Origin of the sequence: Noviherbaspirillum sedimenti (assembly GCF_003590835.1) — a bacterium.
In the GTDB taxonomy this organism is placed as follows: Bacteria; Pseudomonadota; Gammaproteobacteria; order Burkholderiales; family Burkholderiaceae_D; genus Paucimonas; species Paucimonas sedimenti.
Genome location: NZ_QYUQ01000002.1, coordinates 3,636,635 through 3,663,265 on the forward strand (window position 1 = coordinate 3,636,635; position 26,631 = coordinate 3,663,265).

Sequence of the window (26,631 nt, forward strand, 5' to 3'; positions counted from 1 at the left end):
CCTTAAATGGAATACAGCCCACCGCCACTGTTCAAACAAGGGGCGTCCGCACGCGCCAAGGTGGTGATTTTCTCCCTGATTGCCATCGCCCTGCTGGTAGCTGATGCGCGCTGGCAGGCGCTGGGCACGGTCCGGCAGGGCGTCGGCACCGCGCTTTACCCGCTGCAGCGCCTGGCGCTGATGCCACGCGATGCCGCTTATAGCGTCGGTGAATATTTTTCTTCGCTGTCCCGGATCGAAACTGAAAACCGCGAGTTGCTGCGCCAGCAGGTGGCCAATGCGCAAGCGATGCAGCAGGCGCAACTGATGGCGGCCGAAAATGCCCAGCTGCGCCGCTTGCTCGGCGCCAGCGAACGGCTGGCGGTCAAGTCACTGATGGCGGAAATTCTCTATGACGCACGCGACCCCTTTACGCGCAAGATCGTGCTCGACCGCGGCTCGCAACATGGCGTCAAGCCTGGCCAGCCCGTGATCGACGACACCGGCGTAGTGGGCCAGGTGACGCGGGTATTCCCGTTTACCGCCGAGATCACGCTGTTGACCGACAAGGATCAGGCGATTCCCGTACAGGTGGTGCGTAGCGGCTTGCGCAGCGTTGCCTACGGCCGCGGCCAGTCGGGCGCGCTGGACTTGCGCTTCATGCCGGCCAATGCCGATATCCGCAAAGACGATTTGCTGGTGACCTCCGGCATCGACGGCGTCTATCCGGCCGGCCTGGCGGTGGCCAAAGTGCTGCAGGTCGAGCACAAGTCCTCGGATGCCTTTGCCAAGATCGTTTGTCAGCCGGCCGCCGGCATCGACCGCAACCGTCAGTTGCTGATCCTGCTGACCGAGTTCCAGCTGCCGCCGCGCGAGCCGGCCGTGTCGCCCGCCAAGGCCGACGCGAAGTCGGCGGCAAAGCCAGCCCCAGCCCAGCCGGCCGTTGCGCCGGCGGCCAATCCCGCCAATCCGCCGCAACGGCCGGCGACAGGCGCAGTTTCCGCTGCTCCCGCTTCTGCACCTGCACCTGCACCTGCACCTGCACCTGCACCTGCAGCGCCGGCGCCGGCCAGTCCGACCAACCCGGCACGTAGCGCTCCGCCTGCTGCGGCGGCCGCTGTCAAAGCCGTGCCAGCCAAGCCTGTAACCGCCGCGGCCGCGCCTGCGTCCACATCCGGTCCGGCCCAGCTGGCGCCTGTGGCACCAATGGAGCCTCGTCAATGAACCAGCCGCATTACATACTGTTGCCGGTCAATCCGTTCTTTATCCTCCTGAGCCTGGTGACGGCCTTCCTCCTGAACATGCTGCCCTGGGGCGGCTGGTTCGGGGTGCCCGATTTTGTCGCCCTGGTGCTGGTGTTCTGGAGCATTCACCAGCCGCGCCGGGTCGGCATCGGCGTGGCGTTTTTCATGGGCATCCTGATGGATGTGCACGACGCCACCCTGCTGGGCGAGAATGCATTGTCGTACACGCTGTTGTCCTATTTTGCGATCATGATCCATCGCCGCGTGCTGTGGTTCCCGATCGGCATCCAGGCCTTGCACGTGCTGCCTTTGCTGCTGCTGATGCAGATCGTCCAGGTGGTGATTCGCTGGATCGTCAGCCAGCAATTCCCGGGCTGGTTCTATTTCAGCGAAAGCCTGGTGGCGACCCTGTTGTGGCCAGTCGTGACCTGGATGTTGCTGGCGCCGCAGCGGCGTGCCATCAACCGCGACAACACTCGTCCGATTTGAACGGCGATGATCCCTTGTCCATTGCGCCGCGGCGGCGCCCTGAATTACCGTTCCTGTTGCGGCCTATCGTATCGGCATGACTGAATTTAAAAATACCGAACGCGAACTGCATTTTTTCCGCCTGCGCCTGTCGGTGGTGGGCGCGTTCGTGTTCATCTGTTTCGCCATCCTGCTGACGCGCTTCGTGTGGCTGCAGGTGGTCCGGTATGGCGACTATGTCGCCCAGGCAGAGGACAACCGCATCTCGGTGGTGCCGGTGGTGCCCAATCGTGGCTTGATTCTGGACCGCAACGGCGTGGTCCTGGCGCGCAATTTTTCCGCCTATACGCTGGAAATCACGCCCTCCAAGCTTGCCGTGCCGCTGGAGCAGGTGATCGACGAACTGTCGGTGCTGGTCGAGATCCAGCCGAAGGACCGCAAACGCTTCAAGCGCCTGCAGGAAGAAGCCAAAAATTTCGAGAGCGTGCCGATCCGCACGCGTCTGACCGATGCGGAGGTGGCGCGTTTTTCCGCGCAGCGTTTCCGTTTCCCTGGCGTCGAAATCCAGGCGCGCCTGTTCCGCCAGTATCCGCTGGGCGAGACCGCCGCACACGTGGTTGGCTACATCGGCCGCATCAGCCAGCGCGACCTGCAGCGCATCGAGAATATGGAAGATGCTTCCAATTACGCCGGCACCGACCATATCGGCAAGGAAGGCCTGGAAAAGAAATACGAAGAGATCCTGCATGGCAAGACCGGTTATGAAGAGGTGGAAGTCACCGCTGGCGGCCGGGCGGTGCGCACCCTGGCGCGCGGCGGCGCCACCCCGGGCCACAACCTGATCCTGTCGCTCGATATCGAACTGCAGAAAATCGTCGAACAGGCCTTCGGCGACCGTCGTGGCGCACTGGTGGCGATCGACCCGGCTACCGGCGATGTCCTGGCATACGTGTCCAAGCCGACCTTCGACCCCAACCTGTTCGTCGAAGGCATCGACCAGCAGAGCTGGGATGAGTTGAACACCTCGCTCGACAAGCCGCTGTTGAACCGGCCGTTGATCGGCACCTACCCGCCTGGCTCAACCTACAAGCCCTACATGGCGCTGGCGGCGCTGGAACTGGGCAAGCGCACGCCATCGCAGGCGATTGCCGATCCCGGCTATTTCTGGTTCGGCAACCACAAGTTCCGCGACGACAAGGTGGGCGGCCACGGCATGGTCGACATGTACAAGTCGATCGTGCAATCCTGTAATACCTACTATTACGTTCTGGGCAGCGACCTGGGTGTGGATGCCATCCACGATTTCATGAAGCCGTTCGGCTTTGGTCAGTTGACCGGGATCGACCTGGATAACGAGCGCACCGGCGTATTGCCTTCGACCGCCTGGAAGCGCGCGGCGTACAGGAAGCCGGAGCAGCAACGCTGGTATGCCGGCGAGACCATATCGCTCGGCATTGGCCAGGGCTACAACACCTTTACACCATTGCAAATGGCGCACGCGATTGCCAATCTCGCCAACAACGGCGTGGTCATGAAGCCGCACCTGGTCAAGGCCATCGAGGATCCCGTCAGCAAGGAACGCAAGCCGACCGTGGCCGCGGAAAGCTATCGCATCAACCTGAAGCAGGAAAACATCGATGTGGTCAAAAAAGCGCTGGCGGGCGTGCCAGTGGAGGGCACCGGGTCGCGCGCCTTCGCCAACGCCGGTTACGCATCGGCGGGCAAGACCGGCACCGCGCAGGCGATCGGCATCAAGAAAAACGAGAAGTACAATGCCTCCAAGATGGCGGAATTCCATCGCGACCACTCCTTGTATGTGGCTTATGCACCGGCCGACCAGCCGAGGATTGCGCTGGCGGTGATCGTTGAAAACGCCGGCTTCGGTGCTGCGGCAGCCGCGCCGATCGCGCGCCTGGCCATTGATTATTATTTGCTCGGCAAGCGTCCGGTCGATCCGGCGGCGGCAGCGGCCGAAAAGACCGTGGTGGTCGGCGCCGACGCGCATGGGCATGTCGAGGGGGATTGACCATGCAGACCATGGGCTACACTGAAAAACGCGCACTCTGGCCCGTCATCAAGCGCTACTTCGCGGTGTTCGATGTCTCGCTGACGCTGATCGTTTTCATGATCCTGGCAGTCAGCACCGTGACGATGGTTTCCGCTGGCATGGGTTTTCCGGGACGTATGGAAGACCATGTGCGCAACATCCTGCTGTCGTTCCTTCTCATGTGGATCGCAGCGCTGATTCCGCCGCAAACCCTGATGCGGCTGGCGGTGCCGATTTATCTGGCCGGTGTGGCCCTGCTGGTCGGCGTGGCGCTGATTGGCATCATCAAGCTGGGCGCGCGGCGCTGGATCAATGTCGGCGTGGTGATCCAGCCTTCCGAAATCATGAAGATTGCCATGCCTCTGATGCTGGCCTGGTGGTTCCAGAAGCGTGAAGGCAGCATCCAATGGCAGGAATTCGCAGTTGCCGGACTGCTGTTGATTGTCCCCGTGGCATTGATCATCCGGCAACCGGATCTCGGGACCGGCACCCTGGTCATGGCTGCCGGCTTTTATGTCATCTTCCTGGCGGGCCTGTCCTGGAAAGTGATGGCGGGCCTGGCTGTCGCAGGCGCTGCGTTCATGCCGGTCGCCTGGCACATGCTGCACGATTACCAGCGCCACCGCATCATGACCTTGATCGACCCCACCACCGATCCGCTCGGCAAGGGTTTTCACATCATCCAGTCGATGATCGCGATCGGCTCCGGCGGCATCACCGGCAAGGGCTGGATGAAGGGCACCCAGGGGCATCTGCAATTCATCCCTGAACGCACCACCGACTTCATCTTTGCCGTTTTTTCCGAAGAATTCGGCTTGATCGGCAACAGCATCCTGCTGTTGCTCTACCTGCTGCTGATCGGCCGCGGCCTGCTGATCGCCGCCAATGCGCCGACCCTGTTCAGCCGCCTGCTGGCAGGCGCCTTGTCGCTGATGTTCTTCACCTATGCCTTCGTCAACATGGGCATGGTCAGCGGCATCCTGCCGGTGGTCGGCGTTCCGCTGCCCTTCATGAGCTATGGCGGCACTGCCTTCGTCACCCTCGGCCTGGGTGTGGGCATCCTGATGAGTATTCACCGGCACCGCAAGCTGATGCAGAGTTGACGTCTCGCCAAGCTTTGCCAACACGGCACTTATCCCTATACAATCCGCTTGCTTAACGGCAAAAACTGCACGGCCATGGCAGCGCCACGCGCTGTCTGTCGTGCATGACCAACAAGGCCTGCGGCTGGCCCTGTTCCCGCGGGAGCAGGCTCAGGTTCCGGCATTACGATCAGGGAGAGCGCCATGCCGGCGATTCGATGCATGCGGTCCGCCCGATGGCGGCATACCGGAAATTTTTTTCAATTCACACTGTGCGCGCTGTTGCTGGCGGCTTGCGGCAGTGTGCCGCAAGCGCCAGTAGAGCAGGATGTCAAGACCGGCAACAAGAAGCGGCCGGCGGCGTCCGCCTCGAGCCGGCCGGCGTTGCCGCCGGCGGGGTCGGGGCGCGGCGGCTATTACCTCGATGACGGTCCGGGCGACCAGATACCTGATGATTTGCTGGCGCTGCCCGATGCAGAGCCGAAAATCGAGCCTTACGCCAAACGTGGCAACCGCCCATATGTGGTGTTCGGCAAGACCTATACCCCTTTCCTCGACGAGCGCCCTTTCCGCCAGCGCGGCAGGGGCAGCTGGTACGGCAAAAAATTTCATGGCCAGCGCACGTCCTCGGGCGAGCCCTATGACATGTACAAGATGACTGCAGCCCATCCGACCCTGCCGATCCCCTCGTATGCGCGGGTGACCAATGTGGCCAATGGCAGGCAGGTGATCGTGCGCGTCAATGACCGCGGCCCGTTCCACTCCAATCGCATCATGGATCTTTCGTATACCGCCGCGCTCAAGCTGGGCTACCTGCAGCAGGGCAGCGCCGAACTGGAGGTCGAACGCCTGCTGGCGGACGACATCGAACGCCTGTCAGCCAACCGGCCGGCGCTATCGGTGGCGCAAGCGCAGCTGCCTGCCCAGGCCGCTGCGCCGCAGGCAGAAGGCGACACGCTGCAGGTGGCGGCAGCAGCCGTGCAGCCCCAGGTCAAGCCGGGCGTGAGTGTGTTCGCCGTGCCAGTCGTCAGTGTTGCCGTCGAAGCCGGTGCAATCGGCACAACCAGCACAACCGGCACAGCCGGCGTGCCGGCGCTCGGCGGCTTCTATCTGCAACTGGGAGCCTATGCGCAGGCCGACGGTGCGGAAGCTGCGCGCAACCGCCTGCAGCAGCAGTGGGAGGGTGTGCTGCCGCCGATCGAAGTCATTCCCGGCGGCGCGGTATTCCGCCTGTTCAGCGGCCCCTTCGCCAGCCGCACCGAAGCGGCTGGCATTGCGCAAAAGCTCAAGGATAAGGGTGCGCCCAAGCCGCTGGTCGTTCAGCGCTAAGGGCGCGGCAAGCCGCTTGCGCTGGCGTCACTCCGCCTTCAGCCGCAGGGCGAGTTCGTACAACGCATTCTTTTTCTGTCCGGTGATCTGCGCCGCCAGCGCGGCGGCCTGCTTGACGGGGCATTCGGCCAGCAGGATTTTCAGGATGCGTTCGGCCTCGGCCGCGCCTTCTTCCAGGGCGACCGGTGCGCCTTCGAGCAGCAGGACGAATTCCCCTTTTTGCCGGTGACTGTCGCCATTGAGCCAGGCGAGCGCCTCGCCCAGCGGGCAGCGGTGGATTTCCTCGAACAGCTTGGTCAATTCGCGCGCCAGCACGATCTGGCGGGTCGGCCCGAAGATCGTCGCCAGCGCCGTCACGGTGTCGACGATGCGGTGCGGGGCTTCATACAGCACCAGGGTCGCGCTTTGCTGGCGCAGGCTTTCCAGCACGGTATCGCGCTGCCTGGCCTTGGCCGGCAGGAAGCCGATGAAGTGGAAGCGGTCATTGACCAGGCCGCTGGCTGCCAGCGCCGCCAGGACTGCCGAGGCGCCGGGCAGCGGCACCACCCGCAAGCCGGCGGCGCGCACCGCATCGACGATGCGCGCACCAGGGTCGGAAACGGCCGGTGTGCCTGCATCCGACACCAGTGCAATGCGTTGACCCGCTTGCAGGCGCGCGATCAGCTTTTCCGCGACTTCGCGTTCGTTATGCTCATGCGCCGCCAGCAGGGGCTTGGACATGCCGTAACGCGCCAGCAGCTGCGCGGTGTTGCGGGTGTCTTCACAGGCAACGGCGTCGGCGATGGCGAGCACATTGAGAGCGCGCAAGCTGATGTCGCCGACATTCCCGATCGGCGTTGCCACCACATATAATGTGGCGCCGGGGTAAGTTTGCCGGGCGATTTCATCCTGCAGAGGCAAGGCGGCATTCGGGTCGTTGGGGTTGTTCGATCGGGTGTTCATGAGGAGATAGTATGTTGGGCAAGGCGGTAAAAACCTTGTTGCTGGGCCTGGTGTGCGGATTGTGCGCGCCTGCGCAGGCAAATACAACAGCAAATGCTGCGCCAGCGGCGGATGTTGCGGCCGATGGCGCCGGCGGTTCCGCCGCGGCCGGCAAGACCCGCATCGCGCTCCTGCTGCCGACGCTGTCGGAAACTTTCGGCCCAGCTGCACAGGCGCTGCGCGCCGGTTTCATGGCAGCCCACGAACGCGAACCCGATGGCATCGAGGTGCATCTGGTGGAAAACGCCGACGGCGCGCAGAATGTGTTGACGGCCTATGCGGCGGCGCAGGCGCAGAACGATATCGTGGTCGGGCCGCTGGCGCGCGCCGATGTGGCTGTAATCGCCAAAAGCGGCAAGGTGGACAAGCCCACCCTGGCGCTGACGCAGCCGGAAGCGTCGGCCGATGCCGACATCGCGTTGCCGCCGCGGATGCTGGCGCTGGGTTTGTCGATCGAGGACGAGGCGCGCCAGCTGGCTGCCTGGGCTGGCGCCGGCAGAAAGCACGGCAAGGCCATGGTCATCGCCAGCGGCGTCGCCTGGCAGCGCCGCGCCGGCCGCGCCTTCGCGGCGGAATGGCAGGAGCTGGGGCTGGAAGCGCAGCCTGTCGAGATCGCCAGCAGCGGCGGTTACCTCAGTGCCGCTGGCCTGGGACAGCTGAAAAAGCGCCTGCAAGACGACAAGCCGGCGCTGCTGTTCATCGGCCTCGATGCCTTTCAGGCGCAGCAGGTGCAGCTGGCCCTGGGGCATGGCCTGGGTCATCAGGTCTATGGCACCTCGCAACTCAACCCCTGGAGCGCGGCGGACTGGCGCAGCGCCGATAAGCGGCCGGAAATGAATGGCGTGCGGCTGGTCGATATCCCCTGGCTGCTGCAACCCGACCATCCGGCGACGATGATTTACCCGCGCCCGGTGACGGCAGCCGACAGCCGGGCCAATCCCGACCTTGAGCGCCTGTATGCGTTGGGCATCGACGCCTATCGCGTCGCCCGCGAAATCGCGCTGCGGCGCAGCGAATTCGAGCTCGATGGCGTCACCGGCAAGCTGTCGGTCAGTTTCGGCAAGCGCGGCTATCGCTTCCGTCGCATCGCGCAACCCGCCGCCTATCAGGATGGCGTGGTGGCGCCGTTGCCGCGCACGCCCTGAAGGCGGCGCGTGCAAACCGCGAAACAAGTGCAGGGCCAGGCCGGCGAAGAAGCAGCGCTGGCCTACTTGCTGCAGCATGGGCTGACGCTGGTGACACGCAATTTTCGCTGCAAGGCCGGCGAAATCGATTTGATCATGCGCGAGCATGCCAGCCTGGTATTTGTCGAGGTGCGCAAGCGCGCCAGTCTGGACTATGGCGGTGCCGCGGCCAGCATCACCCCGGCCAAGCAGCGGCGCCTGTTGCGCGCGGCTCAGGTCTACCTGTTGCGCTTCAAAACGCTGCCAGCCTGCCGCTTCGACGTGGTGGCGATCGATGCCGGGCACCTCAGCTGGCTGAAAAACGCCATCGCGGCATGAGCAGGCCTGCTCCCCAACCTTTATAATCCGCAACTATGAGCAACCGCATCCTCGGGCACTTTCGTGAAAGTGCCGAACTGAAAATCCAGGCCGCCTCGGTCTTGACGCAACCAATTGCACAAGCCGTGGAACTTATGTTTGCGGCATTGTCTAATGGAAACAAGATACTCGTCTGTGGCAATGGCGGCGCGGCGGCGCTTGCGCAATATTTCGCTGCCGCCCTGATCGGCCGCTTCGAGCGCGAGCGTCTGCCGTTGCCGGCGATTGCGCTGGGCGCGGATGCCGTGGTGTTGACGGCGATCGGCAACGACGCCGGTTTCCCGGAGATCTACAGCAAGCAGGTGCAGGCGTTCGGCCAGCCGGGCGATGTATTGCTGGTGATCGCCGGCAGCGGCGACACCACCAATGTCAGCGCCGCAGTCGATACTGCGCTTGAGCGCGAGATGCGCGTGGTGGCGCTGACCGGCACGGCGGGCGGCGCCATCGGCAAGCAGATCAGTGATGCTGATGTGCATATCTACGTGCCGCATGAATGCGCCGCGCGGGTTCTGGAAGTACATTTACTGACGATTCATTGTTTATGCGACGGTATCGATGTCGCGCTTTTTGGAGGAGATTCGGATGATTGACTGGCAAGCGCTGCGGCGTCCCCTGGCTGCGGCCCTGTTGTGCGGCATGGTCGCCACCGGTTTGCAAGGCTGCCTCGCGCTTGCAGCGGGGGGCACCGTGGTCGGCACGCTGTCGGCAACCGACCGCCGCACCCTGGGTGCGCAGACCGAGGACCGCGGCATCATGATCAAGGGCGAGACGCGCGTCGGCAAGCTGGTCGGTGATGCCGGCCATGTCAACGTCAATGCCTTCAACCGCAGGGTCTTGCTGACCGGCGAAGTGCGCGATGCACAAATGAAGGAGGCGGTCGAGCGCGAAGTCGCCGCCATTGAAGGTGTTGAATCGGTGGTCAACGAATTGGCAATCGATTTTCTTTCCAGCCTGACTACACGCTCCAACGATGCGCTCATCACCGGCAAGGTGAAGGCATCCTTCGTTGACGCCAAGGACTTGTTCGCCAATTCCTTCAAGGTGGTGACCGAGCGCGGCATCGTCTATCTGATGGGACGGGTCACCGAGCGCGAAGCCGTGCGCGGGGCGCAGGTCGCTGCCGGCGTCGGTGGCGTAAACAAGGTGGTCAGGATGTTCGAATACCTCAGCGAGGACGAGTTGAAGCAGATGTCGATGTCGTCCCAGCCGCAAACCAGGTAGCCGCAATGCATCGGGGAGGGCGCATGCGTCGGGAATTCACCAAGCGGATTGCTGCCGGCATGCTGGCGCTGGCGGGCGGCCTGGGTGCGCTGGCTGCTGTGCCAGCGCAGGCGGCCGAGCAGGTCAAGGTGGTGTACCATCTGCTGGAAGGCAACAACCAGGCGGTGCGTGCGCTCGGCAATATCCGCAATCACTTGCGCGCCGCGCCGGAGGACAGGATCGTCGTCGTCGCCCACGGCGAAGGCATCCGCTTTCTCATACAAGGCGCCAGGGACCGCGATGGCAAGCCGTTCGACGAGGCGGTGGCGGCGCTGGCCCGGCAGGGGGTGGAATTTCGCGTCTGCCGCAATACCTTGACGGCGCACGATATCCCGGTCGACCAGCTGTTGCCGCAGGCGAGCCTGGTGCCGTCCGGCGTGGCTGAAATCGCCCGGCTGCAGGCGAAGGAAGGCTTTGTCTATTTGCGCCCTTAATCTGCGCCCTTAGCTGTTGGCAAACATCGCCGGTGCGGCAGGGCTATAATGGCGCTCATCCCCGCATTCCTGCAATTGTCCAACATGCAAAAATCCCCCGCAAGTGCCTCGTCCAAGACCGTTTGGTTCAAGCTTCTGGCGGCCGTGTTCGTGCTGGCCTTGGCGGTCGGCGCTTATTTCTCTTTTTCCGCCCAGCAAAAGGCACCTGACGTCACTTTTGTCGACCTGCAGGGCAACAAGCTGAGCACGCAAGACTTGCGTGGCAAGGTGGTGATGGTCAATTTCTGGGCCACCAGTTGTACTACCTGCGTCAAGGAAATGCCGCAGATGGTCGACACCTACAAGAAATACAAGGATCGCGGCCTGGAATTCGTCGCGGTCGCCATGAGTTACGATCCGCCAAATTATGTCCTGAACTTTGCCGAGACCCGTCAGCTGCCATTCAAGGTCGCGCTGGATACCCAGGGCCAGTTGGCCAAGTCCTTCGGCGACGTGCAGTTGACGCCCACCACCTTCGTGATCGACAAGCAAGGCTACATCGTCAAGCGTTATCTGGGTGAGCCCGACTGGGACGGCCTGCATGCCCTGCTTGAGCAATCGCTGACTTGATTTTCCGCTTCCCCCGGAGCCGTTCCGGCCGCAGTCTTTCCCGCCGCAAGAACGATTTAAGGACGATTTAAAAGAATAAAACCTTCAGGCAACAATGCTACAATAATTATTATAAGGTTAATAATTTCCGGTTGAAATGTTAATTTCCCTGCCGAACCGCCGCTGTTCCTGAGGTATGCATGCTTTCCGCTATCCCCGCACCGCGTGACAGCACCCGCTTCCGGCAACGGTTGGTGGGCGGCATGACGGTCCTGGGCTTGCTGGCGGTCGGCGCAGTATCCTGGAAAATTTATTCCTCCAATACCGAGCGGCAGCAGGTTGCACAAAAGCAAACTCAGGCATTCGTCTATGCCATCGAGGCGAATGTCTTGCATATGATTAAGTTTGCTGACGCCTCACTCAATGGCTTCGCTAACGGGATTAGCGCATTGCCACCCCAGCAGCGTGAATCTGCGCCGGCCATTGCGCAGTTGCTGGCCGCCAATGGTACCGGCGACGGCGAGAAATTCCAGACCATATACATTAATGCCGACGGTGTTGGCGTGGCTGCATCCAATCCTATCGCTAGCCAGGGTGTTTCCTACGCAGACCGCGATTATTTCCTGACCCATCGTGGCGAGCGTGGCGGGCACGGCTTGTATGTCGGCCAGCCCGCTATTGCGGAAGAGCATGGCCAGCGCGTGTTTTTCCTGAGCCGGCGCGTCGAATCGGCCGCGGGAAAATTCCTCGGCGTCGTGGCGGCGCAGATGGATGCCAGCCGCATCGCAACGGAATTCGACCGCGCCCGTTTTGGCCAGAATGTCTCGATCCTCCTGGCGCACCGGGGCGGCAAGGTGGTGGTGCGCGTGCCGCAATTTGAACAGACCTTTGCCGCCGAGATTGCACAAACGGATGTCTTTCGGCGTCTCGCGGGCGCGCCGGTGGGCAATTCCAGGACGGCCAGCAAACTGGATGGCCAGGAGCGGGTCTACAGTTACCGCGCGTTGGAAAACCTGCCATTGCTGGTGGCGGTCAGCATTGCCAGCAGCGAGTGGGAAGATGCTTTGCGTGAGGATATCCTTGCCGGTGCGGGGGGGCTGGCGCTCATGACCGTGCTGATGTGCTTGGGCGTAAGCCTGGCGGTGCGTTCCTACACGCGCCTGGAACGCAGTGAAGACAGTTACCGCCGACTGTATTCCTCGATCCGCGATGGCGTCGTATTGATCGATTGCGCCGATTGCATCGCCGAATGCAATGAGGCCTTCCTTGCCATTGTTGGCTATGACGCCGGAGAAATCATCGGCAGCGATTTCCTGCCATGGTCGCCAGACCAGTGGCGCAGCAACAGCAGGCGGCTCGAACAGGATGCGCTGGACCAGTATGAAAAGGAATGCCGCCACAAGAATGGCGAGGCGATTTGCCTGAGCATCAAATTATGGCCGGTGAATTACGGCGGCAACAGCAATACCCTCATGATGTTGGCGCTGGTGCGTGACATCACCGCGCAAAAGCGCGCGCAGAACGCCTTGCGCTACGCCCACGACGAACTGGAAGTCAAGGTGCACCAGCGTACCGTCGCGCTGGTGCGGACCAATGAAAAGCTCAAGACGGAAATTACCGAGCGCAAACTGATCGAAGATGAGTTGCGGCGTTCCACGGATGTGCTGCAGCAATTGAGTGCGCACCAGGAACGCATCAAGGAAGTCGAGCGCAAGCGCATCGCGCGGGAAATCCACGACGACCTCGGCCAGACCCTGCTGGCCTTGCGTATCGATGTCTCCATGATGCATGCGCGCACCGTGCATAACCACCCCAAGCTGCATCGGAAAGCCAGCGCCGTGCTGGAAAATATCGATACGGCCATCCGCTCGGTGAGGTCCATCATCAACGACCTGCGCCCGGCCACCCTGGAACTTGGCCTGGACGCCGCCATCGAGTGGCAAGTCAGGGAGTTCGAGCGCATCAGCGGCATTGCCTGCCGCCTGACTGTCGACAGCAAGGGCATTTGCTTCGACCGCGAGGATGAACGCGCGCTGGCGCTATTTCGCATCTTGCAGGAATCGCTGACCAATATCGCCCGCCATGCCAAGGCAAGCGCGGCCGAGGTTGCACTGCGGGCCGCCGATGGCCGCTTGTTGCTGCGCATCCATGACAACGGTATCGGTATCCAGCCGAGCGCAGACGCCAAGCCGAATGCCTTCGGCCTGGTCGGCATGCGCGAGCGCATTCATTCGCTCGGCGGCGAACTGCACATCGAAGGCAGTGCTGGCCAGGGAACCATGGTCAGCGTAGTAATCGCGCTTGAAAAGAATGCGACGGTCCAGGCGCTGTGACAGCGCCTTAATGGCGCCCGCGCAGACGGCGCGCGGACTCGCCCGGCCAGTCTTCGTCAGCCAGTCCCGTGACATCCTCCTCGACATCTTCGCCGAACTGTTCCAGACCATGGCTGTAGACTGCTGAGCCAATGCTGATGAAGCGATAAAACTCATCCTCGCTCAGGCGGTCGGAAACATCGGCCAGCATTTGCGCCATCAGGTCGGAAATGCTTAAAAGGTCAGTTTGCGTGCTTTGGTGGTTGCGGCGCATCATGAGCGCGAGTATTTGCGACTTGTTCATGGCGTCTCCTCAGGCTCGAACAAATTTTTAGTATAGGAGCCATTCTGGATCAGGCAAGGGCAGCGGGATTTGATTGGCGATGAATACTGGTGGTGGCACAGTCGAATTTCTGAAAAGCAACGACTTGCCTTGGCGAACATGCCGACCGCATGGCATGCCCGCCCTGGCCAGTACCCGCTCCTTGAAGGGACGCCAGGCATGGCGGAATTTCAGGCCGGCATGCGGCATGCGACGGTCACGCGCTGATGGCGCATTGCATGGCCTTGCGCTGCGCCAGATAATGCCGCAGGATCGCCTGCTCGACCTTGACCCGCTCGTTCGGCCGGCAGGTATAGCGCAACGACAGCGTGGCTTGCTTGACGTCGTTTAGCTGCAGAATCACTTTCGGCTCGGCCGAGGGCAGGTCCACCATTTCGCGCGATTCGATGCGCTGCAGGTGGGCGTCGGCTTGCGCCATCCAGGGCGTGCAGACTTCAATTGCTGCTTTTAGCAACGCCTGTTCGAGGGCAATCAGGTCTTCCGCAGGGTCGGCCACGACTTTCAGCAGGTGCACGACATAGGCGCCGGTGGCAGTCAGGTTGCGCAAGGGTTTGACCAGCAAGAGCGAGTGCGGCAGGGTGACGGTACGGCTGGTGACCTGGCTGCCTTCCTGTGCTTCCGACAGCGTGGTGGCCAAAAGGTCGGTGTCGATGACGCGTCCGGAAATGCCGTCGAGTTCGATGAAGTCGCCCACCCGGTACAGGCGCGACACCGTCAGGAAGGCCGAGCCCAGGAGGTTTGCCAGGAACTCCTTGCTGATGATGAGCATGGCGCCGGCCACCGCAGCCAGCGACAGCGCCGCACCGGCGATCTTGGATGCCCAGATCGTGCCCACCACGATCACCGCCGCCAGCAATACCAGATTCTTCAGCAGGACGAAATTGCCGCGCCGGCGCGCAAGCTCCACGCTGTCGCCGACATAGAGGCGGGCGTGCTTCTGGATCAGCTTCATCACGATGATCGTGATAAGCAGGGTGACCAGGGTGATGATGATGCGGCCCATTTCGTAGCGGGCGAAGAATTCAAATTCAGTCATGTGTTTTTCCAGGGGATGATGGCTCCATGGATTGCCGTTTCAAGTGATTGACCAGGAGCTTTGCCGCAACCGGCAGTGCGTCGAAGGCGCGCACGCATATTTTCAGTTCACGCCTGGTCCATGGTTCGTCCAGAGGAATGGTGCGCAGGCGCAGGGTCTTGGTGTATGTCCTGGCAACGCCTTCCGGCAGGATGCCGATGCCCAGGCCAGACCCCACCATCAGGCACAAGGCATCGTAGCTGGTCACCTGGATGCTGAAGCGGACCAGGCGTCCCAGCTCGCTGGCGGCATTCTGCAGCTGCAGGTTGATGGTGCTGCCGGTATGCAAGCCGACATAGTCGTACTCGAGCGTATCGGCAAACGAGGTCGCCTTGCGCGTCGCCAGCGGATGATCTGCCGGGGTGATCAGCACCAACTTGTCTTCATGGTAGGGAAAGACTTCCAGTTGATGGCCATGCGGCTGCATGATGAAGATGCCGATATCCGCGGCGTTTTCGGCGACTGCCTTGGTGACGGCGGTGCTGATTTTTTCCTCCAGATTGACCTGGATTTGCGGATATTCGGCCAGGAAGGATTTGATCTCGGCGGGAAGAAACTGGGTAATCGCGGAAATGTTGGCGAATATCCGGACATGTCCGCGCATGCCGCTGGCGTATTCCTGCATCTGCACCGATATGTCATCGAGTTCGTGCAGGGCGCGCCGCGCCAGTCCCAGCAGGGCGATGCCGGCAGCGGTCGGCTCGATTCCCTTGTTAGTGCGGTTCAAAAGTTGCGTGCGCAGTTGTGATTCGATTTCGCTGATCCGCTTGCTGACTGCGGCGGCGGCAATGTGCTCGCGTTCGGCGGCAGCCGCAATAGTGCCTTCTTCCAGCACGGCGATAAACAATTGCAAGGAAGTGGGGTCAAGTCGCGTCATTCCGGCATTATGCCATTGTCGCTTCCTGCCATCGCGTTTCGCGATGGCAGCCTCGCAAACTATTGCTTTTTCCGACACGCGCGCATTCGTATGATGCGCCTATCGCAATCAGGCATTGTCTGCCTGGGCTTGATGGGACATCGACAATTCGCCATGACTGAGCAAACCAATCAAAGCAACCAAAGTAACCAAAGCAACAATACGCCGGCGCCTTTGCAGGGCGTCAAGGTGGTCGAGATCGGCACGCTGATTGCCGGGCCCTATGCCGCCAGCCTGCTTGCGCAGTTCGGCGCGGAAGTGATCAAGATCGAGTCGCCTACCGATGGCGATCCGCTGCGCAAGTGGCGCAAGCTGCACAACGGCACTTCGCTCTGGTGGTATTCGCAAAGCCGCAACAAGAAATCCGTGACGCTCAACCTGAAGTCGGAAGAGGGCCAGCAGATCGTGCGCGACCTGGTCAAGGATGCCGACATCGTGATCGAGAATTTCCGTCCTGGCACCCTGGAAGGCTGGGGGCTGGGCTGGGAGCAGCTGTCGGCAATCAATCCTTCCCTGATCATGGTGCGCGTGTCCGGCTATGGCCAGACGGGTCCCTATCACAAGCGTCCCGGCTTTGCGGCGATCGCCGAATCCATGGGCGGCCTGCGCGGCCTGGTCGGTTATCCGGACCGTCCGCCGGTGCGCGTGGGCGTCAGCATCGGCGATACCCTGGCATCGCTGTATGGCGTGATCGGCGCGATGATGGCCATGCACCACCTGAAGGTCAACGGCGGCACCGGCCAGTTCATCGACGTGGCGTTGTATGAAGCCGTGTTCGGCGTGATGGAAAGCCTGATCCCGGAATATTCCGCTTCCGGCTATGTGCGCGAGCGCACCGGCTCCAGCCTGCCGGGCATCGCGCCATCGAATACCTACCCCTGCCAGGATGGCCGCTACGTGATCGTCGCCGGCAATGGCGACGGTATCTTCAAGCGCCTCATGCATGCCATCGACCGCGCCGACCTGGCCGAAGATCCGGCCCTGGCGCGCAACGACGGCCGCGTGCAGCAGGTCGATATGCTGGACCAGGCGATTGCCGACTGGACCGGCCGGCACGATCTGGAACACGTGCTGCAGGTGCTGGAGGCCGCCGATGTGCCGAGTGGACGCGTGTTCGACGCCGCCGATATCCATAAAGATCCGCATTACCGCGCGCGCGACATGATCCAGCCCTTCACTCTGCCGGACGGCAAGGAGGTCGAATTGCCGGGCGTGGTGCCCAAGCTGTCGGCCACGCCGGGCAAGACCAACTGGGTGGGGCCGGAACTGGGCCAGCATACCGACGAGGTCCTGAAGTCGCTCGGCAAAAGCACCGGGGAAATTGCCGCGCTGCGCGCGCAGGGCATCATCTGAGCTGGTGGCGGCATCCATCGCACAATAAGGAATTCTATGTTGTCTGCACATCTGCCCAAGCGGGTCCAAATCAATGACGTCGCCGTGCGTGACGGTTTCCAGAGCGAGCCGGCGTTCGTGCCGACCGATGAAAAAATCCGGCTGATCGACCGCCTGTCGCAAACCGGCCTGGCCAAGATCGAGGTAACGTCCTTCGTCTCGCCCAAGGCCATTCCCAACCTGCGCGACGCTGCCGAAGTCATGCAAGGCATCACGCGCGTTGCCGGCGTCACCTATGTCGCGCTGGTGCCCAATGAACGCGGCTGCGAGCGCGCGCTGGCGGCCGCCGTCGATGAAATCAACCTGGTGATGTCGATCGGCGAAACCCATAACCTGGCCAACATGCGCATGACGTGCGAACAGTCGCTGGAACAGTTTCGCGGCGTCATGCGCCTGCTGCAGGGCAGCGCCATGCGCGTCAATGGCACCGTGGCGACCGCCTTCGGCTGTCCCTTCGAAGGCGAGCAGCCGATATACCGCGCGCTGTGGGCGGCGGAACAGTATCTCGGCATGGGCATGCACAGCATCACCCTGGCCGACACCACCGGCATGGCCCATCCCATGCAGGTCGAGCAAACCACGCGGGCCTTCCGCGATGCCTTCCCGGCGGTGCCGCTGACCCTGCATTTCCACAATACCCGCGGCATGGGGCTGGCCAATGCACTGGCCGGCGCGGCTGCGGGCGCCACCAGCTTCGACGCTTCTCTTGGCGGCATCGGCGGCTGCCCCTTTGCGCCCGGCGCCACCGGCAATATCTGCACCGAAGATCTGGTGCACATGTTCGAGTCGTCTGGCGTTGCCACCGGTGTCGAGCTGGATGGCTTGCTGGCGGTGGCGCGCGATCTGCCGGCCATCGTCGGCCATGACGTGCCGGGGCAGGTGATGCGATCCGGTAAGCGCACCGAACTGTCTGCGCGCCCGCAAGCTTAAGACGGATAAACACATACGAGGATGAGACAAATGCAACTGCGCGACCCTTCCCTGCTGCGGCAGCAGGCATACATCGGCGGCGAATGGCGTGATGCCGCCTCCGGCGCCACCCTGGCCGTGACCAATCCCGCCGATGGCAGTGCGCTGGGCAGCGTGCCCGACATGGGGCAGGCCGAAACCCGCCAGGCGATCGCCGCTGCCGAACGCGCCTTGCCGGCATGGCGCGCCAAAACGGGCAAGGAACGCGGTGCCATCCTGCGCCGCTGGCATGACCTGATCGTGCAAAACACCGATGACCTGGCGCTGCTGATGACGCTGGAGCAAGGCAAGCCGCTGGCCGAAGCGCGCGGCGAAATCGCCTATGCGCTGTCGTTCGTCGAATGGTTCGCCGAAGAAGCCAAGCGCGTCTATGGCGACGTCCTGCCATCCACCCGCGGCGACCAGCGCTTGCTGGCGTTTCGCCAGCCGATCGGCGTGTGCGCGGCGATCACCGCCTGGAATTTCCCCAGCGCCCTGGTGACCCGCAAGGTGACGCCGGCGCTGGCCGCCGGCTGCACGGTAGTGCTGAAACCCGCCGAACTGACGCCCTATTCGGCGCTGGCGCTGGCGGCGCTGGCCGAGCGCGCCGGCCTGCCGCCGGGCGTATTCAATATCGTCACCGGCAACCCCGTTGCGATCGGCGCCGAACTGACTTCCAATCCGACGGTGCGCAAGCTGACCTTCACCGGCTCGACCGCCACCGGCCGCCTGCTGATGCAGCAAAGCGCGGCGAACATCAAGAAGCTGTCGCTGGAACTTGGCGGCAATGCTCCCTTCATCGTGTTCGACGATGCCGATCTGGATGCCGCCATCGAGGGGCTGATGTTGTCCAAGTTCCGCAACGCTGGCCAGACCTGCGTATGCGCCAACCGCGTCTATGTGCACGAGGCCGTGTACGACGACTTTGCCGCGCGCCTGGCGCAGCGGGTTGCCGTCCTCCGTGTTGGCAACGGTCTTGAAGCTGGCGTCGAGCAGGGACCGCTGATCGATGGCCGGGCCTTGCAGAAAGTGCAGCGCCTGGTGGGTGACGCGCTGGAGAAGGGCGCGCAACTGCATGTCGGCGGCAACCCGCATGCGCTAGGCGGCACTTTCTTCGAGCCGAGCGTGATCGGCCCGGTCACGCCTGCCATGGAAATCGCCCGGGAAGAAATCTTCGGCCCGGTGGTGGCACTGTTCCGCTTCCGTACCGAAGCCGAAGTCATCGCCATGGCCAACGACACGGAATCCGGCCTGGCCGCCTACTTCTATAGTGAAAACCTGGCGCGGGTCTGGCGCGTGATGGAAGCGCTGGAATACGGCATGGTCGGCGTCAACACCGGCATGATCTCCAACGAAGTCGGCCCGTTCGGCGGCATCAAGGAATCCGGCCTGGGACGCGAGGGATCCAAGTACGGCATCGAGGAATTCATGGAGCTGAAATACGCCTGCCTGTCGGGCAATTTCACTGCCGCCGCATAAGCCGGCGCGCAAGCACCAGACGGAGACAAGCACTACCATGACACAAGCAGCAAGCAATCCTTCCGAAACCTTCGATTACGTCATCGTCGGCTCGGGCGCCGCCGGCGCCATCCTTGCCAATCGTCTTTCCGAAGATGGCAAAGCCACCGTCTGCCTGCTGGAGGCGGGCTCGGCCGACTGGCATCCGTATATCCACATTCCGGCCGGCTTCATCAAGACGCTGTTTAACCCGGCATGGACCTGGCAGTTCCAGAGCGAGCCCAGCGACATGACCAACGGCCGCCGCATCCCGCTGCCGCAGGGGCGCGTGCTGGGCGGCTCGACCTCGGTCAACGGCCTGGTGTACAACCGCGGCCAGCGCAACGATTTCGACCAGTGGGCGCAACTCGGCAATGCCGGCTGGAGTTATGCCGAAGTGCTGCCGTATTTCAAGCGCACGGAACGCCGGGCCGGCGGCGACGACCGCTTCCGCGGACGCAGCGGCGCATTGCCGATATCCGACATCGCGTGGATCCATCCGATCAGCGAAGCGTTCATCGCGGGCGCCGAGTCGCTGGGCATGCCGCGCAATCCGGATTACAACGGCGCCGAGCAGGCCGGCGTCGGCTATTACCAGCGCACCATCCAGGGCCGCTGGCGCATGAGCACTTCGCGCACCTTCCTGTGGCCGACCCGCGCGCGCAGCAACCTGTCGATCAAGACCAATGCGCAGGCGGTCCAGATTCTGCTGGACGGCAAGCGCGCCACCGGCGTGCGCTACATGAAGAACCGCCAGCCCGCCAGCGCCCGTGATGTGCTGGCACGGCGCGAAGTGATCGTCTGCGCCGGCGCCATCAACACGCCCAAGCTGCTGCAGCTCTCCGGCATCGGCCCGGAAGCGCTGCTGCGCGAGATCGGCGTGCCGGTGCGCCATCATTTACCCGGCGTCGGCGCCAACCTGAGCGACCATTTCTCGGTGCGCCTGGTGGCGCGTGTGAAGAACATCGGCACCATGAACGAGATGGCCAGCGGCCTCGGCCTGGGCGGCCAGATCGCCCGCTGGCTGCTGGGACGCCCCAACATTCTGGCACTGAGCCCGTCACTGGTGCATTTCTTCTGGAAATCGAAAGAAGGCCTGACGCTGCCCGACCTGCAAGGCGTGTTTTCGCCAGCCAGCTACAAGGAAGGTTATGTCGGCATGCTCGACAGCTTCCCCGGCATGACTGCCGGCGTCTGGCAGCACCGGCCAGACAGCCGCGGCTACGTGCATGCGCGCTCGGCCGATGTATTTGCCGACCCGCTGATCCAGGCGAATTATCTGCAGGACCCGCGCGACCGCGAAGTGCTGGTCAACGGCATCCGCCTGGCGCGGCGCCTGCTGCAGAGTCCTGCGCTGGCGCAGTATGCCGAATGCGAAGCGCTGCCGGGGCCGGACAAGGTCGGCGACGATGAGTTGCTCGATTTCGCGCGGCGCTATGGCGTGTCTTCCTATCATTTGAACGGCACCGCGCGCATGGGGCCGGCTGACGACCCCATGGCAGTGGTGGATGCGCAGTTGCGCGTGCACGGGCTGACAGGCTTGCGCGTGGCGGATTCCTCGGTCATGCCGAGCATTCCCTCCGCCAACATCTGCGCGGCGACCATGATGATCGCGGAAAAGGCCGCTGACATGATCCTCGGCCGTGCTCCTCTTGCGGCGGAGGAATTGCTCCCCGCAGAGTGATCGGAATTCGCATGGCGGTATTAGCCGGAACCGCCTGAACGATGCAATAGCAGACCGGAGCGCTAGGGGCGGCATTGCCGCAGTGCGAATCCGGCAATTAAACCAAACCGGCAATAACCATTTCATGGAGATGAACATGCAATTCAAACGTAAAGCAGTGGCACTGGCTGTGGCGGCCTCGACGGCTATTGGCGCAGCTGCGCCGGCCTCGGCGCAAATCTCCGGTGACACCGTCAAGATCGGCATGATCACCGATATGTCGGGCGTCTATGCCGACATTTCCGGCCAGGGCGGCATCGAGGCCATCAAGATGGCGATCGGCGACATGGGCGGCGCCATCAATGGCAAGAAAATCGAGATGGTCTATGTAGACCACCTGCAAAAGGCCGACATCGGCTCCAGCAAGGCACGCGAATGGGTGGACCGCGACGGTGTCGACTTGCTCATGGCTGGCTCCAATTCCGCCGTCATGCTGGCTGCCGGCAAGATCGCCGCGGAAAAGAAAAAGGTCTTCATCATCCCCGCCACCGGCACCGGCCGCATCACCAATGAAGACTGCAATCCCTACATGGTGCACTACGGCTACGATACCGTGGCGGCGTCCCGTGGCACCAGTTCGGCGGTGGTCAAGCAGGGCGGCAAGAGCTGGTATTACCTGACCGCCGACTACGTGTTCGGCATGTCGCTCGAAGGCGATTCGTCCAAGGTGGTCAAGGCCAATGGCGGCACGGTGGTTGGCGCTGCGCGTCATCCCCTGAACGCTTCGGACTTCTCATCCTTCCTGATGCAGGCGCAGGCCTCCAAGGCCCAGGTGCTGGGTTTCGCCAATGCCAGCAATGATTTGATCAGCGCCATCAAGGGTGCCAACGAATTCGGCGTGAGCAAATCCATGAAGATGGCGGTCTTGCTGATGTTCATCACCGACGTGCACGCGCTGGGCCTGCAGCAGACCCAGGGCCTGTACTCGACCGACAGCTGGTACTGGGACCAGAGCCCGGAATCGCGCGCCTGGTCCAAGCGTTACTTTGCGGTGATGAAACGCATGCCGACGGCGCTGCACGCCTCGACCTACTCGGCCGCCATGACTTACCTGAAAGCGGTCAAGACGCTCGGCACCGACGATAGCGACAAGATCATGGCTTACCTGAAGAAAAACCCGGTCAACGACATGTACACCAGCAACGCGAAGATCCGCGAAGATGGCCGCCTGATGAGCGATTTGAAGCTGATTCAGGTGAAGACCCCGGCCGAATCGAAGGCGCCGTGGGATTACTACAAGATCGTACAGACGATTCCGGCAGCGGACGCCTTCACCACCAAGGCCGAATCCAAGTGCGCCATGTGGAAATGATGGGGGCGTAGCGGCGCGCACCAGCGCGGCAGGGAAAAAATGGCACCGATTGCGGTGCCATTTTTTTATCGATGCCGTTGTGTCGCCTCGGGTTCTGTTCAGTGCAGCTTCTTGGCATGCAGCATTTCCAGCATATCGTGCTGCCCGTGCGCGACCTCGGCCTTGCCGAGCGTGCGCACGAAATTGGCCAACCGGTCATCCTTGATGAAGCTGGCCGACGATTCGGCCTCCAGTATCCTGGCCGGGTCCTGCGGACGCGCCACCGCAAATCCCTGGACGTAATCGACACCGATTTCGGCCAGGGTCTGCACGGTAGCATGGTCCTCTGCCCATTCGGCGATGGTCTTCATGCCCAGGTTCATCGCCAGATTGACGATCGCTTCCACGATCGCCACATTGGTCGGGTGCTCGTTCATGTTGACCACGAAGCTGCCGTCGATCTTCAGCACGTCGGCCGGCAATTCCTTCAGGTAGGAAAATGAAGTATAGCCGGCGCCGAAGTCGTCCAGCGCGACCTTGACGCCATAGCTGCGCACCTTGTCGATGAAGCGGCGCGTGTTGTTCAAATCGTGCAGGGCCACACTCTCGGTGATCTCGACGCACAGGCGGCTGGCCGCGCGCGGATTATCCGCCAGCATCGCATAGGCGTCCTGCACGAAGCGTTCGTCGTTAAGCGAGGCGCCACTCAGGTTCATGCAGACGAAACGGGTGCGCTTCAAGTGGTCGTAGTGGCGGTCGAGCCACGCCAGCGTGGTGGACATCACCCAGCGGTCCACCGCGCCGGTGCGGCCGCTGTTTTCGGCGGCGCCGATGATGCGGCCGGCCGGGATGACGCTGCCGTCGGCATTGCGCATGCGCAGCAACACTTCGAAGTTGAGCGACTCGTGCGGCGTTGTCAACGACATGATCGGCTGCATTTCCAGGAACAGCCCTTCCAGCAGGCTGCTGCCCGAGAGGCGCTCGACCAGCTTCAGTTCGGCTTCGCGTTCGTGGAATGCCCTGGCGTTCTTTTCATACACCACCAGGCCTTCACTGTGGCCGCCCTTGGCTTCACGGCAGGCGCGGTCGGCATTGGCCAGGGCATCCTTCATCTCGGTGCCGGTGCTGATGTCGATCAGTCCGATGGATACGCCCACCTGAAAGGCCTTGTCGCCGATCCGGTAGGGCTCGGTGCTGACGGTTTCGATGATGCCGCGACAGGTCCAGGCGGCAGGCTGCATGGCGGTGTCGGGCATGACGATCACAAATTCGTCGCCGCCGACCCGACCGATGTGCTGGCTGCCGGTCAGCATGCTGGTGATGCGTTCGCAGACCTGGCGCAAGACCTTGTCGCCCGTGGTGTGGCCATACAGGTCATTGATGAGCTTGAAACGGTCGAGGTCGAGGTAGACCAGCGCCAGTGGCTTGCCATCGGCCAGCTGCGCCATCGCGGCTTCGTACACCTGTTCGATGCCGCGCCGGTTGTAGACTCGGGTCAGGGGATCGTTCAGCGCCATGAAACGCAGGTTCTCGTCGGCCTTGGATTTTTCCGTGACGTCCTGCAGCCATCCCTCAATCTTGCCGCGTGACAGGGTGGCCTTGACCAGGTAACGCTGTTGTTCGGTACCATCGCTGCGTTCACGGCCGCGGATTTCCAGTTCGGCCGCGGCGCTGGCATGCACCTGGTCGAGCAGGCCGCTCCAGGCGCCCGCATGAAAGTACTGTCCCCAATGGTTGTGCTGCGGCGCCAGTACGTCATGGCCGAGCATTGCCATCAGCGCCGGGTTGGCGTTCAGGAAGCGGCCGTGCAGGTCGAGGGTAAACAGGCCGATCGGCATGGCTTCGTAATTGTGGCGCAGCTCCGCCTGCGCCTGCAGTCGCTCCTGATGCTCGCTGCGCATCTGCGCGGCCAGCGCCAGCGATGCCAGCAGGCTCGACGACAACGCCGCGGTGACGCTGTTGACGGTGCCGAGCAGGCCTTTCCAGCCGAATGCCGCCGCCAGCACTTCATACAGGCTGGCGCCCAGGGTGATGGCGATCGAGGCGCTGTACCAGACCGCCACCGGCGAGCGGGCGATCAGCAGGATCCGCACGAGCAGGAATACCAGCAGCGGCACACCGATCAGCGTGGCGCTCCAGAACAGCGGCAGGAATTTTGCATAGGGTAGCAGGAGCGCCAACGGCAGCAGCAATACGCTGATCCATTGCATGGCATGCATCAGCCAGGCGTAACCGACTCTGGGCAGGTCGTCCCTGAACAAGGCCTTGAACAGGCACACCGTGGCGATGTAGTAAACCGTGATGGTCAGCAGCCGGCTCTGCTGCATCCATTCGGCGGGCACCGTATGCCCGAGCCACTGGAAGTCCCATCCCGCCGACAATGCGCCGACCCGCAGATTCACCAGCAGCCATGCCGCGAACAGCATGTAGGTGCCGGCGCGGTTGATCAGCGCGGTCACCAGCATGAACAGCGCCAGTACGATCATGCCGCCCTCCAGCAGGCCGGAATGGCGATGGAAGGCCAGCACGTTGGCGCTCAGTTGCGCCGTCGGCCATTGCGCCACGGTCAGGCGTGCCGGCCCGACGAAACTGGCCCGGCACAGTACGCGAGAGGCTTGCAATGTTTCATCCAGGCCGAGTGCGAAGCCGGCCTTGGCTGCCGATAGCGCGCCCTGTGTCTGGTTGCGGTCGCCGCGGCCGAGTTCCTGCAGGCTGTCGGCATCCCAGCACGCCGCTTGCAGCGCATGCCGGGACGGCAATTCAATTGCAACAGCGGGCGCACCAGGCGCGCGCTTGACGTCGAAGGCAAGCCAGAAGGGCGTTTCGGCCAGCCGGGTGTCAAACAGGGCGGTTTCAGGCAGCGTGCTCAGGCGCGCCGATGCCAGTTGCGGCGTCAGTTCGGCGCCGGCGTCGGGGGTAACCCGAAATGCCAGCGTCGTGGCATTGCCGGCAGCAGGATAGTGCGTCTTCCACGCCAATGCGGCCGTGATCGACAGCAGGGCGATCAGGATCGGCAGCGCATAGGCTGCAAAGCAGTACAGGATTCTGTCCAGGGTGGCCTGGACAGGCCGATGCCAATGCGGCATCGGTCGGAAAGCGGTAGTCATGGTTATAGGTCCCCATCTCTACCCCATCTTAGCCTAATTTCACACTTTATTACCAAGATGTAACATTTAAACTGCATGTTTAAGTGGCCAGGCAGCAACACATTGGTTTTCGCTGCCGCCGGCCGAAGCCGCCACTGCTGCCTTACTGCAGTTGCGCAGGATTGCGGCTGCCGATGTTGATATCCGGGTGGCTGGTATGGAAAATAAAATTGGTCAAGGGATGCTTCGCCAGGTTCCAGCGTTCTTCCGCCGTGCCGACCTCGAATGCCAGCACGCGGTGCGGCATGTTATTGGCATGCCGCAGCGGAATATATCCCATGCCGGGATATACGTCGGAAAACAGCAGACGGTCGTATTGGCGGTCGATTGGCGAGCGGCCGGCGATGACCATCCAGTCGATGCCGTTCTGCACGCAATACAGATAATAGGCCTTGAACAGCACGGTCTTGACGATGCGGCCGACTTTTTGCTCGGTGACACCGAGACGGGTGGCTTCCGCCAGCGATTTGTCTTGCAGCCAGTCAGGCAATTCGACCGACTGCTCCAGGCTGAGCGGATTGAAGCCGTTGGTCTGGATGCGCATCGTGCCCAGTGGCGAGCCGTCGAACTTGGATTCGGCCAACAGGATCGCGACACCATCGTTGCTGTCGGTCGGTTCGGCCAGCTTCAGCGATTCGGCGAAACTCGGCACATGGCGCGCATAGGCGGCATAGCGGATTTGCAGTGCCTTGCTCAAGTCTTGCTGATTATGCACCAGCCTGACCGTGAAAGGCAGCCGTTCTTCGGCAGTGGCAGCCGGACGCGGCTGCTGCGGCTGCAATGGGCGGTATTCGAGATGATGCGGTGACAGCAGGGGCGTATCGAGTTGGGTATCCATGAGATGGTTCCTGGGGGGCAGTGGCTAATGATGAATATCGTAGCCCCAGGTTGCAGGTTTGATAATTGAGAAAAGAGCCAGTAAACCCGGTCAATTTCCGGCATGGCGGTCGTACGGAAAGGCGGTTTTGCGTTCTGGAGGAATGTTTCCCCCGGTGCGTGCAGTCACACGCCGCGCAGGTGCGGATACCGGCGGCG

General features: G+C 62.5%; 23 protein-coding genes. 17 read left to right on the plus strand and 6 right to left on the minus strand.

Annotated features, from left to right (window positions below):
• Positions 1-6 precede the first annotated feature (6 nt).
• The 5 genes from mreC to D3878_RS16950 all read left to right on the plus strand — a co-directional run bounded on the left by mreC (position 7) and on the right by D3878_RS16950 (position 6,149).
• Entirely contained in the window at positions 7-1,203 is a 1,197-nt protein-coding gene (mreC, locus tag D3878_RS16930; RefSeq protein ID WP_119786550.1) for a rod shape-determining protein MreC, read from the plus strand.
• Entirely contained in the window at positions 1,200-1,712 is a 513-nt protein-coding gene (mreD, locus tag D3878_RS16935; protein ID WP_119786551.1) for a rod shape-determining protein MreD, read from the plus strand. Before mreC ends, mreD begins: the two co-directional genes overlap by 4 nt.
• Positions 1,713-1,788: 76 nt before the next feature.
• A complete protein-coding gene (gene mrdA, locus D3878_RS16940) occupies positions 1,789-3,717 on the plus strand; it encodes a penicillin-binding protein 2 (RefSeq protein ID WP_119786552.1) in 1,929 nt (642 codons plus the stop codon).
• An 11-nt stretch (positions 3,718-3,728) separates the two neighbouring features.
• Positions 3,729-4,841 (plus strand): rod shape-determining protein RodA, encoded by a 1,113-nt coding sequence (gene rodA / locus D3878_RS16945; RefSeq protein WP_119787966.1) that lies wholly within the window; start codon positions 3,729-3,731, stop codon positions 4,839-4,841.
• Between the two features lie 201 nt (positions 4,842-5,042).
• On the plus strand, positions 5,043-6,149 hold the full coding sequence (locus D3878_RS16950; protein WP_119786553.1) for a septal ring lytic transglycosylase RlpA family protein: 1,107 nt from the start codon (positions 5,043-5,045) through the stop codon (positions 6,147-6,149).
• A gap of 27 nt (positions 6,150-6,176) precedes the next feature.
• Here D3878_RS16950 and rsmI read toward each other — a convergent pair whose 3' ends face one another.
• The gene (rsmI, locus tag D3878_RS16955; RefSeq protein ID WP_119786554.1) at positions 6,177-7,091 is read right to left on the minus strand and encodes a 16S rRNA (cytidine(1402)-2'-O)-methyltransferase; all 915 of its coding nucleotides are present in this window, start codon (positions 7,089-7,091) and stop codon (positions 6,177-6,179) included.
• A gap of 11 nt (positions 7,092-7,102) precedes the next feature.
• On the opposite strand from rsmI, the gene D3878_RS16960 reads away from it, so the two are divergent.
• The 7 genes from D3878_RS16960 (at position 7,103) to D3878_RS16990 (ending at position 13,286) form a co-directional block, all read left to right on the plus strand.
• Positions 7,103-8,275, plus strand: coding sequence for a penicillin-binding protein activator (locus D3878_RS16960; protein ID WP_233556368.1), 1,173 nt, complete (start codon positions 7,103-7,105; stop codon positions 8,273-8,275).
• 9 nt (positions 8,276-8,284) lie between these two features.
• Positions 8,285-8,632 carry a YraN family protein gene (locus tag D3878_RS16965; protein WP_119786555.1) on the plus strand — a complete coding sequence of 116 codons (348 nt, stop codon included), beginning with the start codon at positions 8,285-8,287 and terminating at the stop codon, positions 8,630-8,632.
• A gap of 35 nt (positions 8,633-8,667) precedes the next feature.
• A complete protein-coding gene (locus D3878_RS16970) occupies positions 8,668-9,261 on the plus strand; it encodes an SIS domain-containing protein (protein WP_119786556.1) in 594 nt (197 codons plus the stop codon).
• The gene (locus D3878_RS16975; RefSeq protein WP_119786557.1) at positions 9,254-9,892 is read left to right on the plus strand and encodes a BON domain-containing protein; all 639 of its coding nucleotides are present in this window, start codon (positions 9,254-9,256) and stop codon (positions 9,890-9,892) included. Before D3878_RS16970 ends, D3878_RS16975 begins: the two co-directional genes overlap by 8 nt.
• 23 nt (positions 9,893-9,915) lie before the next feature.
• Positions 9,916-10,365 carry a DsrE family protein gene (locus D3878_RS16980; RefSeq protein WP_119786558.1) on the plus strand — a complete coding sequence of 150 codons (450 nt, stop codon included), beginning with the start codon at positions 9,916-9,918 and terminating at the stop codon, positions 10,363-10,365.
• Positions 10,366-10,449: 84 nt separating this feature from the next.
• Positions 10,450-10,974 carry a peroxiredoxin family protein gene (locus D3878_RS16985; RefSeq protein WP_119787968.1) on the plus strand — a complete coding sequence of 175 codons (525 nt, stop codon included), beginning with the start codon at positions 10,450-10,452 and terminating at the stop codon, positions 10,972-10,974.
• A 179-nt stretch (positions 10,975-11,153) separates the two neighbouring features.
• Positions 11,154-13,286 carry a PAS domain S-box protein gene (locus D3878_RS16990; protein ID WP_119786559.1) on the plus strand — a complete coding sequence of 711 codons (2,133 nt, stop codon included), beginning with the start codon at positions 11,154-11,156 and terminating at the stop codon, positions 13,284-13,286.
• A 7-nt stretch (positions 13,287-13,293) separates the two neighbouring features.
• Here the strand turns inward: D3878_RS16990 and D3878_RS16995 are convergent, their stop codons facing one another.
• The 3 genes from D3878_RS16995 to D3878_RS17005 form a co-directional block, all read right to left on the minus strand.
• Positions 13,294-13,569 (minus strand): hypothetical protein, encoded by a 276-nt coding sequence (locus D3878_RS16995; protein WP_119786560.1) that lies wholly within the window; start codon positions 13,567-13,569, stop codon positions 13,294-13,296.
• A 235-nt stretch (positions 13,570-13,804) separates the two neighbouring features.
• Positions 13,805-14,644, minus strand: coding sequence for a mechanosensitive ion channel family protein (locus D3878_RS17000; protein ID WP_119786561.1), 840 nt, complete (start codon positions 14,642-14,644; stop codon positions 13,805-13,807).
• Positions 14,637-15,560: a LysR family transcriptional regulator gene (locus D3878_RS17005; RefSeq protein ID WP_119786562.1), complete on the minus strand. Its 924-nt coding sequence runs from the start codon at positions 15,558-15,560 to the stop codon at positions 14,637-14,639. The genes D3878_RS17000 and D3878_RS17005 overlap by 8 nt, the downstream gene beginning before the upstream one ends.
• A gap of 153 nt (positions 15,561-15,713) precedes the next feature.
• On the opposite strand from D3878_RS17005, the gene D3878_RS17010 reads away from it, so the two are divergent.
• The 5 genes from D3878_RS17010 (at position 15,714) to D3878_RS17030 (ending at position 22,471) form a co-directional block, all read left to right on the plus strand.
• Complete coding sequence (locus D3878_RS17010) at positions 15,714-16,952, plus strand: CaiB/BaiF CoA transferase family protein (protein WP_119787969.1); 1,239 nt, start codon at positions 15,714-15,716, stop codon at positions 16,950-16,952.
• A 36-nt stretch (positions 16,953-16,988) separates the two neighbouring features.
• The gene (locus tag D3878_RS17015) at positions 16,989-17,921 is read left to right on the plus strand and encodes a hydroxymethylglutaryl-CoA lyase (protein ID WP_119786563.1); all 933 of its coding nucleotides are present in this window, start codon (positions 16,989-16,991) and stop codon (positions 17,919-17,921) included.
• A gap of 30 nt (positions 17,922-17,951) precedes the next feature.
• Positions 17,952-19,418 carry an NAD-dependent succinate-semialdehyde dehydrogenase gene (locus D3878_RS17020; RefSeq protein WP_119786564.1) on the plus strand — a complete coding sequence of 489 codons (1,467 nt, stop codon included), beginning with the start codon at positions 17,952-17,954 and terminating at the stop codon, positions 19,416-19,418.
• A gap of 37 nt (positions 19,419-19,455) precedes the next feature.
• Positions 19,456-21,120 carry a GMC family oxidoreductase gene (locus D3878_RS17025; protein ID WP_119786565.1) on the plus strand — a complete coding sequence of 555 codons (1,665 nt, stop codon included), beginning with the start codon at positions 19,456-19,458 and terminating at the stop codon, positions 21,118-21,120.
• A 136-nt stretch (positions 21,121-21,256) separates the two neighbouring features.
• Entirely contained in the window at positions 21,257-22,471 is a 1,215-nt protein-coding gene (locus tag D3878_RS17030) for an ABC transporter substrate-binding protein (RefSeq protein WP_119786566.1), read from the plus strand.
• Positions 22,472-22,569: 98 nt separating this feature from the next.
• Here the strand turns inward: D3878_RS17030 and D3878_RS17035 are convergent, their stop codons facing one another.
• Both D3878_RS17035 and D3878_RS17040 read right to left on the minus strand, forming a co-directional pair.
• Positions 22,570-25,557 carry a putative bifunctional diguanylate cyclase/phosphodiesterase gene (locus tag D3878_RS17035; RefSeq protein WP_233556369.1) on the minus strand — a complete coding sequence of 996 codons (2,988 nt, stop codon included), beginning with the start codon at positions 25,555-25,557 and terminating at the stop codon, positions 22,570-22,572.
• A gap of 142 nt (positions 25,558-25,699) precedes the next feature.
• The gene (locus D3878_RS17040) at positions 25,700-26,434 is read right to left on the minus strand and encodes an N-acyl amino acid synthase FeeM domain-containing protein (RefSeq protein WP_119786568.1); all 735 of its coding nucleotides are present in this window, start codon (positions 26,432-26,434) and stop codon (positions 25,700-25,702) included.
• Between the last annotated feature and the right edge of the window lie 197 nt (positions 26,435-26,631).

Coding starts and splice junctions, on each gene's coding strand:
- mreC (WP_119786550.1), top strand. CDS start 7: ATGGAATACAGCCCACCGCCACTGTTCAAACAAGGGGCGTCCGCACGC.
- mreD (WP_119786551.1), top strand. CDS start 1,200: ATGAACCAGCCGCATTACATACTGTTGCCGGTCAATCCGTTCTTTATC.
- mrdA (WP_119786552.1), top strand. CDS start 1,789: ATGACTGAATTTAAAAATACCGAACGCGAACTGCATTTTTTCCGCCTG.
- rodA (WP_119787966.1), top strand. CDS start 3,729: ATGGGCTACACTGAAAAACGCGCACTCTGGCCCGTCATCAAGCGCTAC.
- D3878_RS16950 (WP_119786553.1), top strand. CDS start 5,043: ATGCGGTCCGCCCGATGGCGGCATACCGGAAATTTTTTTCAATTCACA.
- rsmI (WP_119786554.1), bottom strand. CDS start 7,091: ATGAACACCCGATCGAACAACCCCAACGACCCGAATGCCGCCTTGCCT.
- D3878_RS16960 (WP_233556368.1), top strand. CDS start 7,103: ATGTTGGGCAAGGCGGTAAAAACCTTGTTGCTGGGCCTGGTGTGCGGA.
- D3878_RS16970 (WP_119786556.1), top strand. CDS start 8,668: ATGAGCAACCGCATCCTCGGGCACTTTCGTGAAAGTGCCGAACTGAAA.
- D3878_RS16975 (WP_119786557.1), top strand. CDS start 9,254: ATGATTGACTGGCAAGCGCTGCGGCGTCCCCTGGCTGCGGCCCTGTTG.
- D3878_RS16980 (WP_119786558.1), top strand. CDS start 9,916: ATGCGTCGGGAATTCACCAAGCGGATTGCTGCCGGCATGCTGGCGCTG.
- D3878_RS16985 (WP_119787968.1), top strand. CDS start 10,450: ATGCAAAAATCCCCCGCAAGTGCCTCGTCCAAGACCGTTTGGTTCAAG.
- D3878_RS16990 (WP_119786559.1), top strand. CDS start 11,154: ATGCTTTCCGCTATCCCCGCACCGCGTGACAGCACCCGCTTCCGGCAA.
- D3878_RS16995 (WP_119786560.1), bottom strand. CDS start 13,569: ATGAACAAGTCGCAAATACTCGCGCTCATGATGCGCCGCAACCACCAA.
- D3878_RS17000 (WP_119786561.1), bottom strand. CDS start 14,644: ATGACTGAATTTGAATTCTTCGCCCGCTACGAAATGGGCCGCATCATC.
- D3878_RS17005 (WP_119786562.1), bottom strand. CDS start 15,560: ATGACGCGACTTGACCCCACTTCCTTGCAATTGTTTATCGCCGTGCTG.
- D3878_RS17010 (WP_119787969.1), top strand. CDS start 15,714: ATGACTGAGCAAACCAATCAAAGCAACCAAAGTAACCAAAGCAACAAT.
- D3878_RS17015 (WP_119786563.1), top strand. CDS start 16,989: ATGTTGTCTGCACATCTGCCCAAGCGGGTCCAAATCAATGACGTCGCC.
- D3878_RS17020 (WP_119786564.1), top strand. CDS start 17,952: ATGCAACTGCGCGACCCTTCCCTGCTGCGGCAGCAGGCATACATCGGC.
- D3878_RS17025 (WP_119786565.1), top strand. CDS start 19,456: ATGACACAAGCAGCAAGCAATCCTTCCGAAACCTTCGATTACGTCATC.
- D3878_RS17030 (WP_119786566.1), top strand. CDS start 21,257: ATGCAATTCAAACGTAAAGCAGTGGCACTGGCTGTGGCGGCCTCGACG.
- D3878_RS17035 (WP_233556369.1), bottom strand. CDS start 25,557: ATGACTACCGCTTTCCGACCGATGCCGCATTGGCATCGGCCTGTCCAG.
- D3878_RS17040 (WP_119786568.1), bottom strand. CDS start 26,434: ATGGATACCCAACTCGATACGCCCCTGCTGTCACCGCATCATCTCGAA.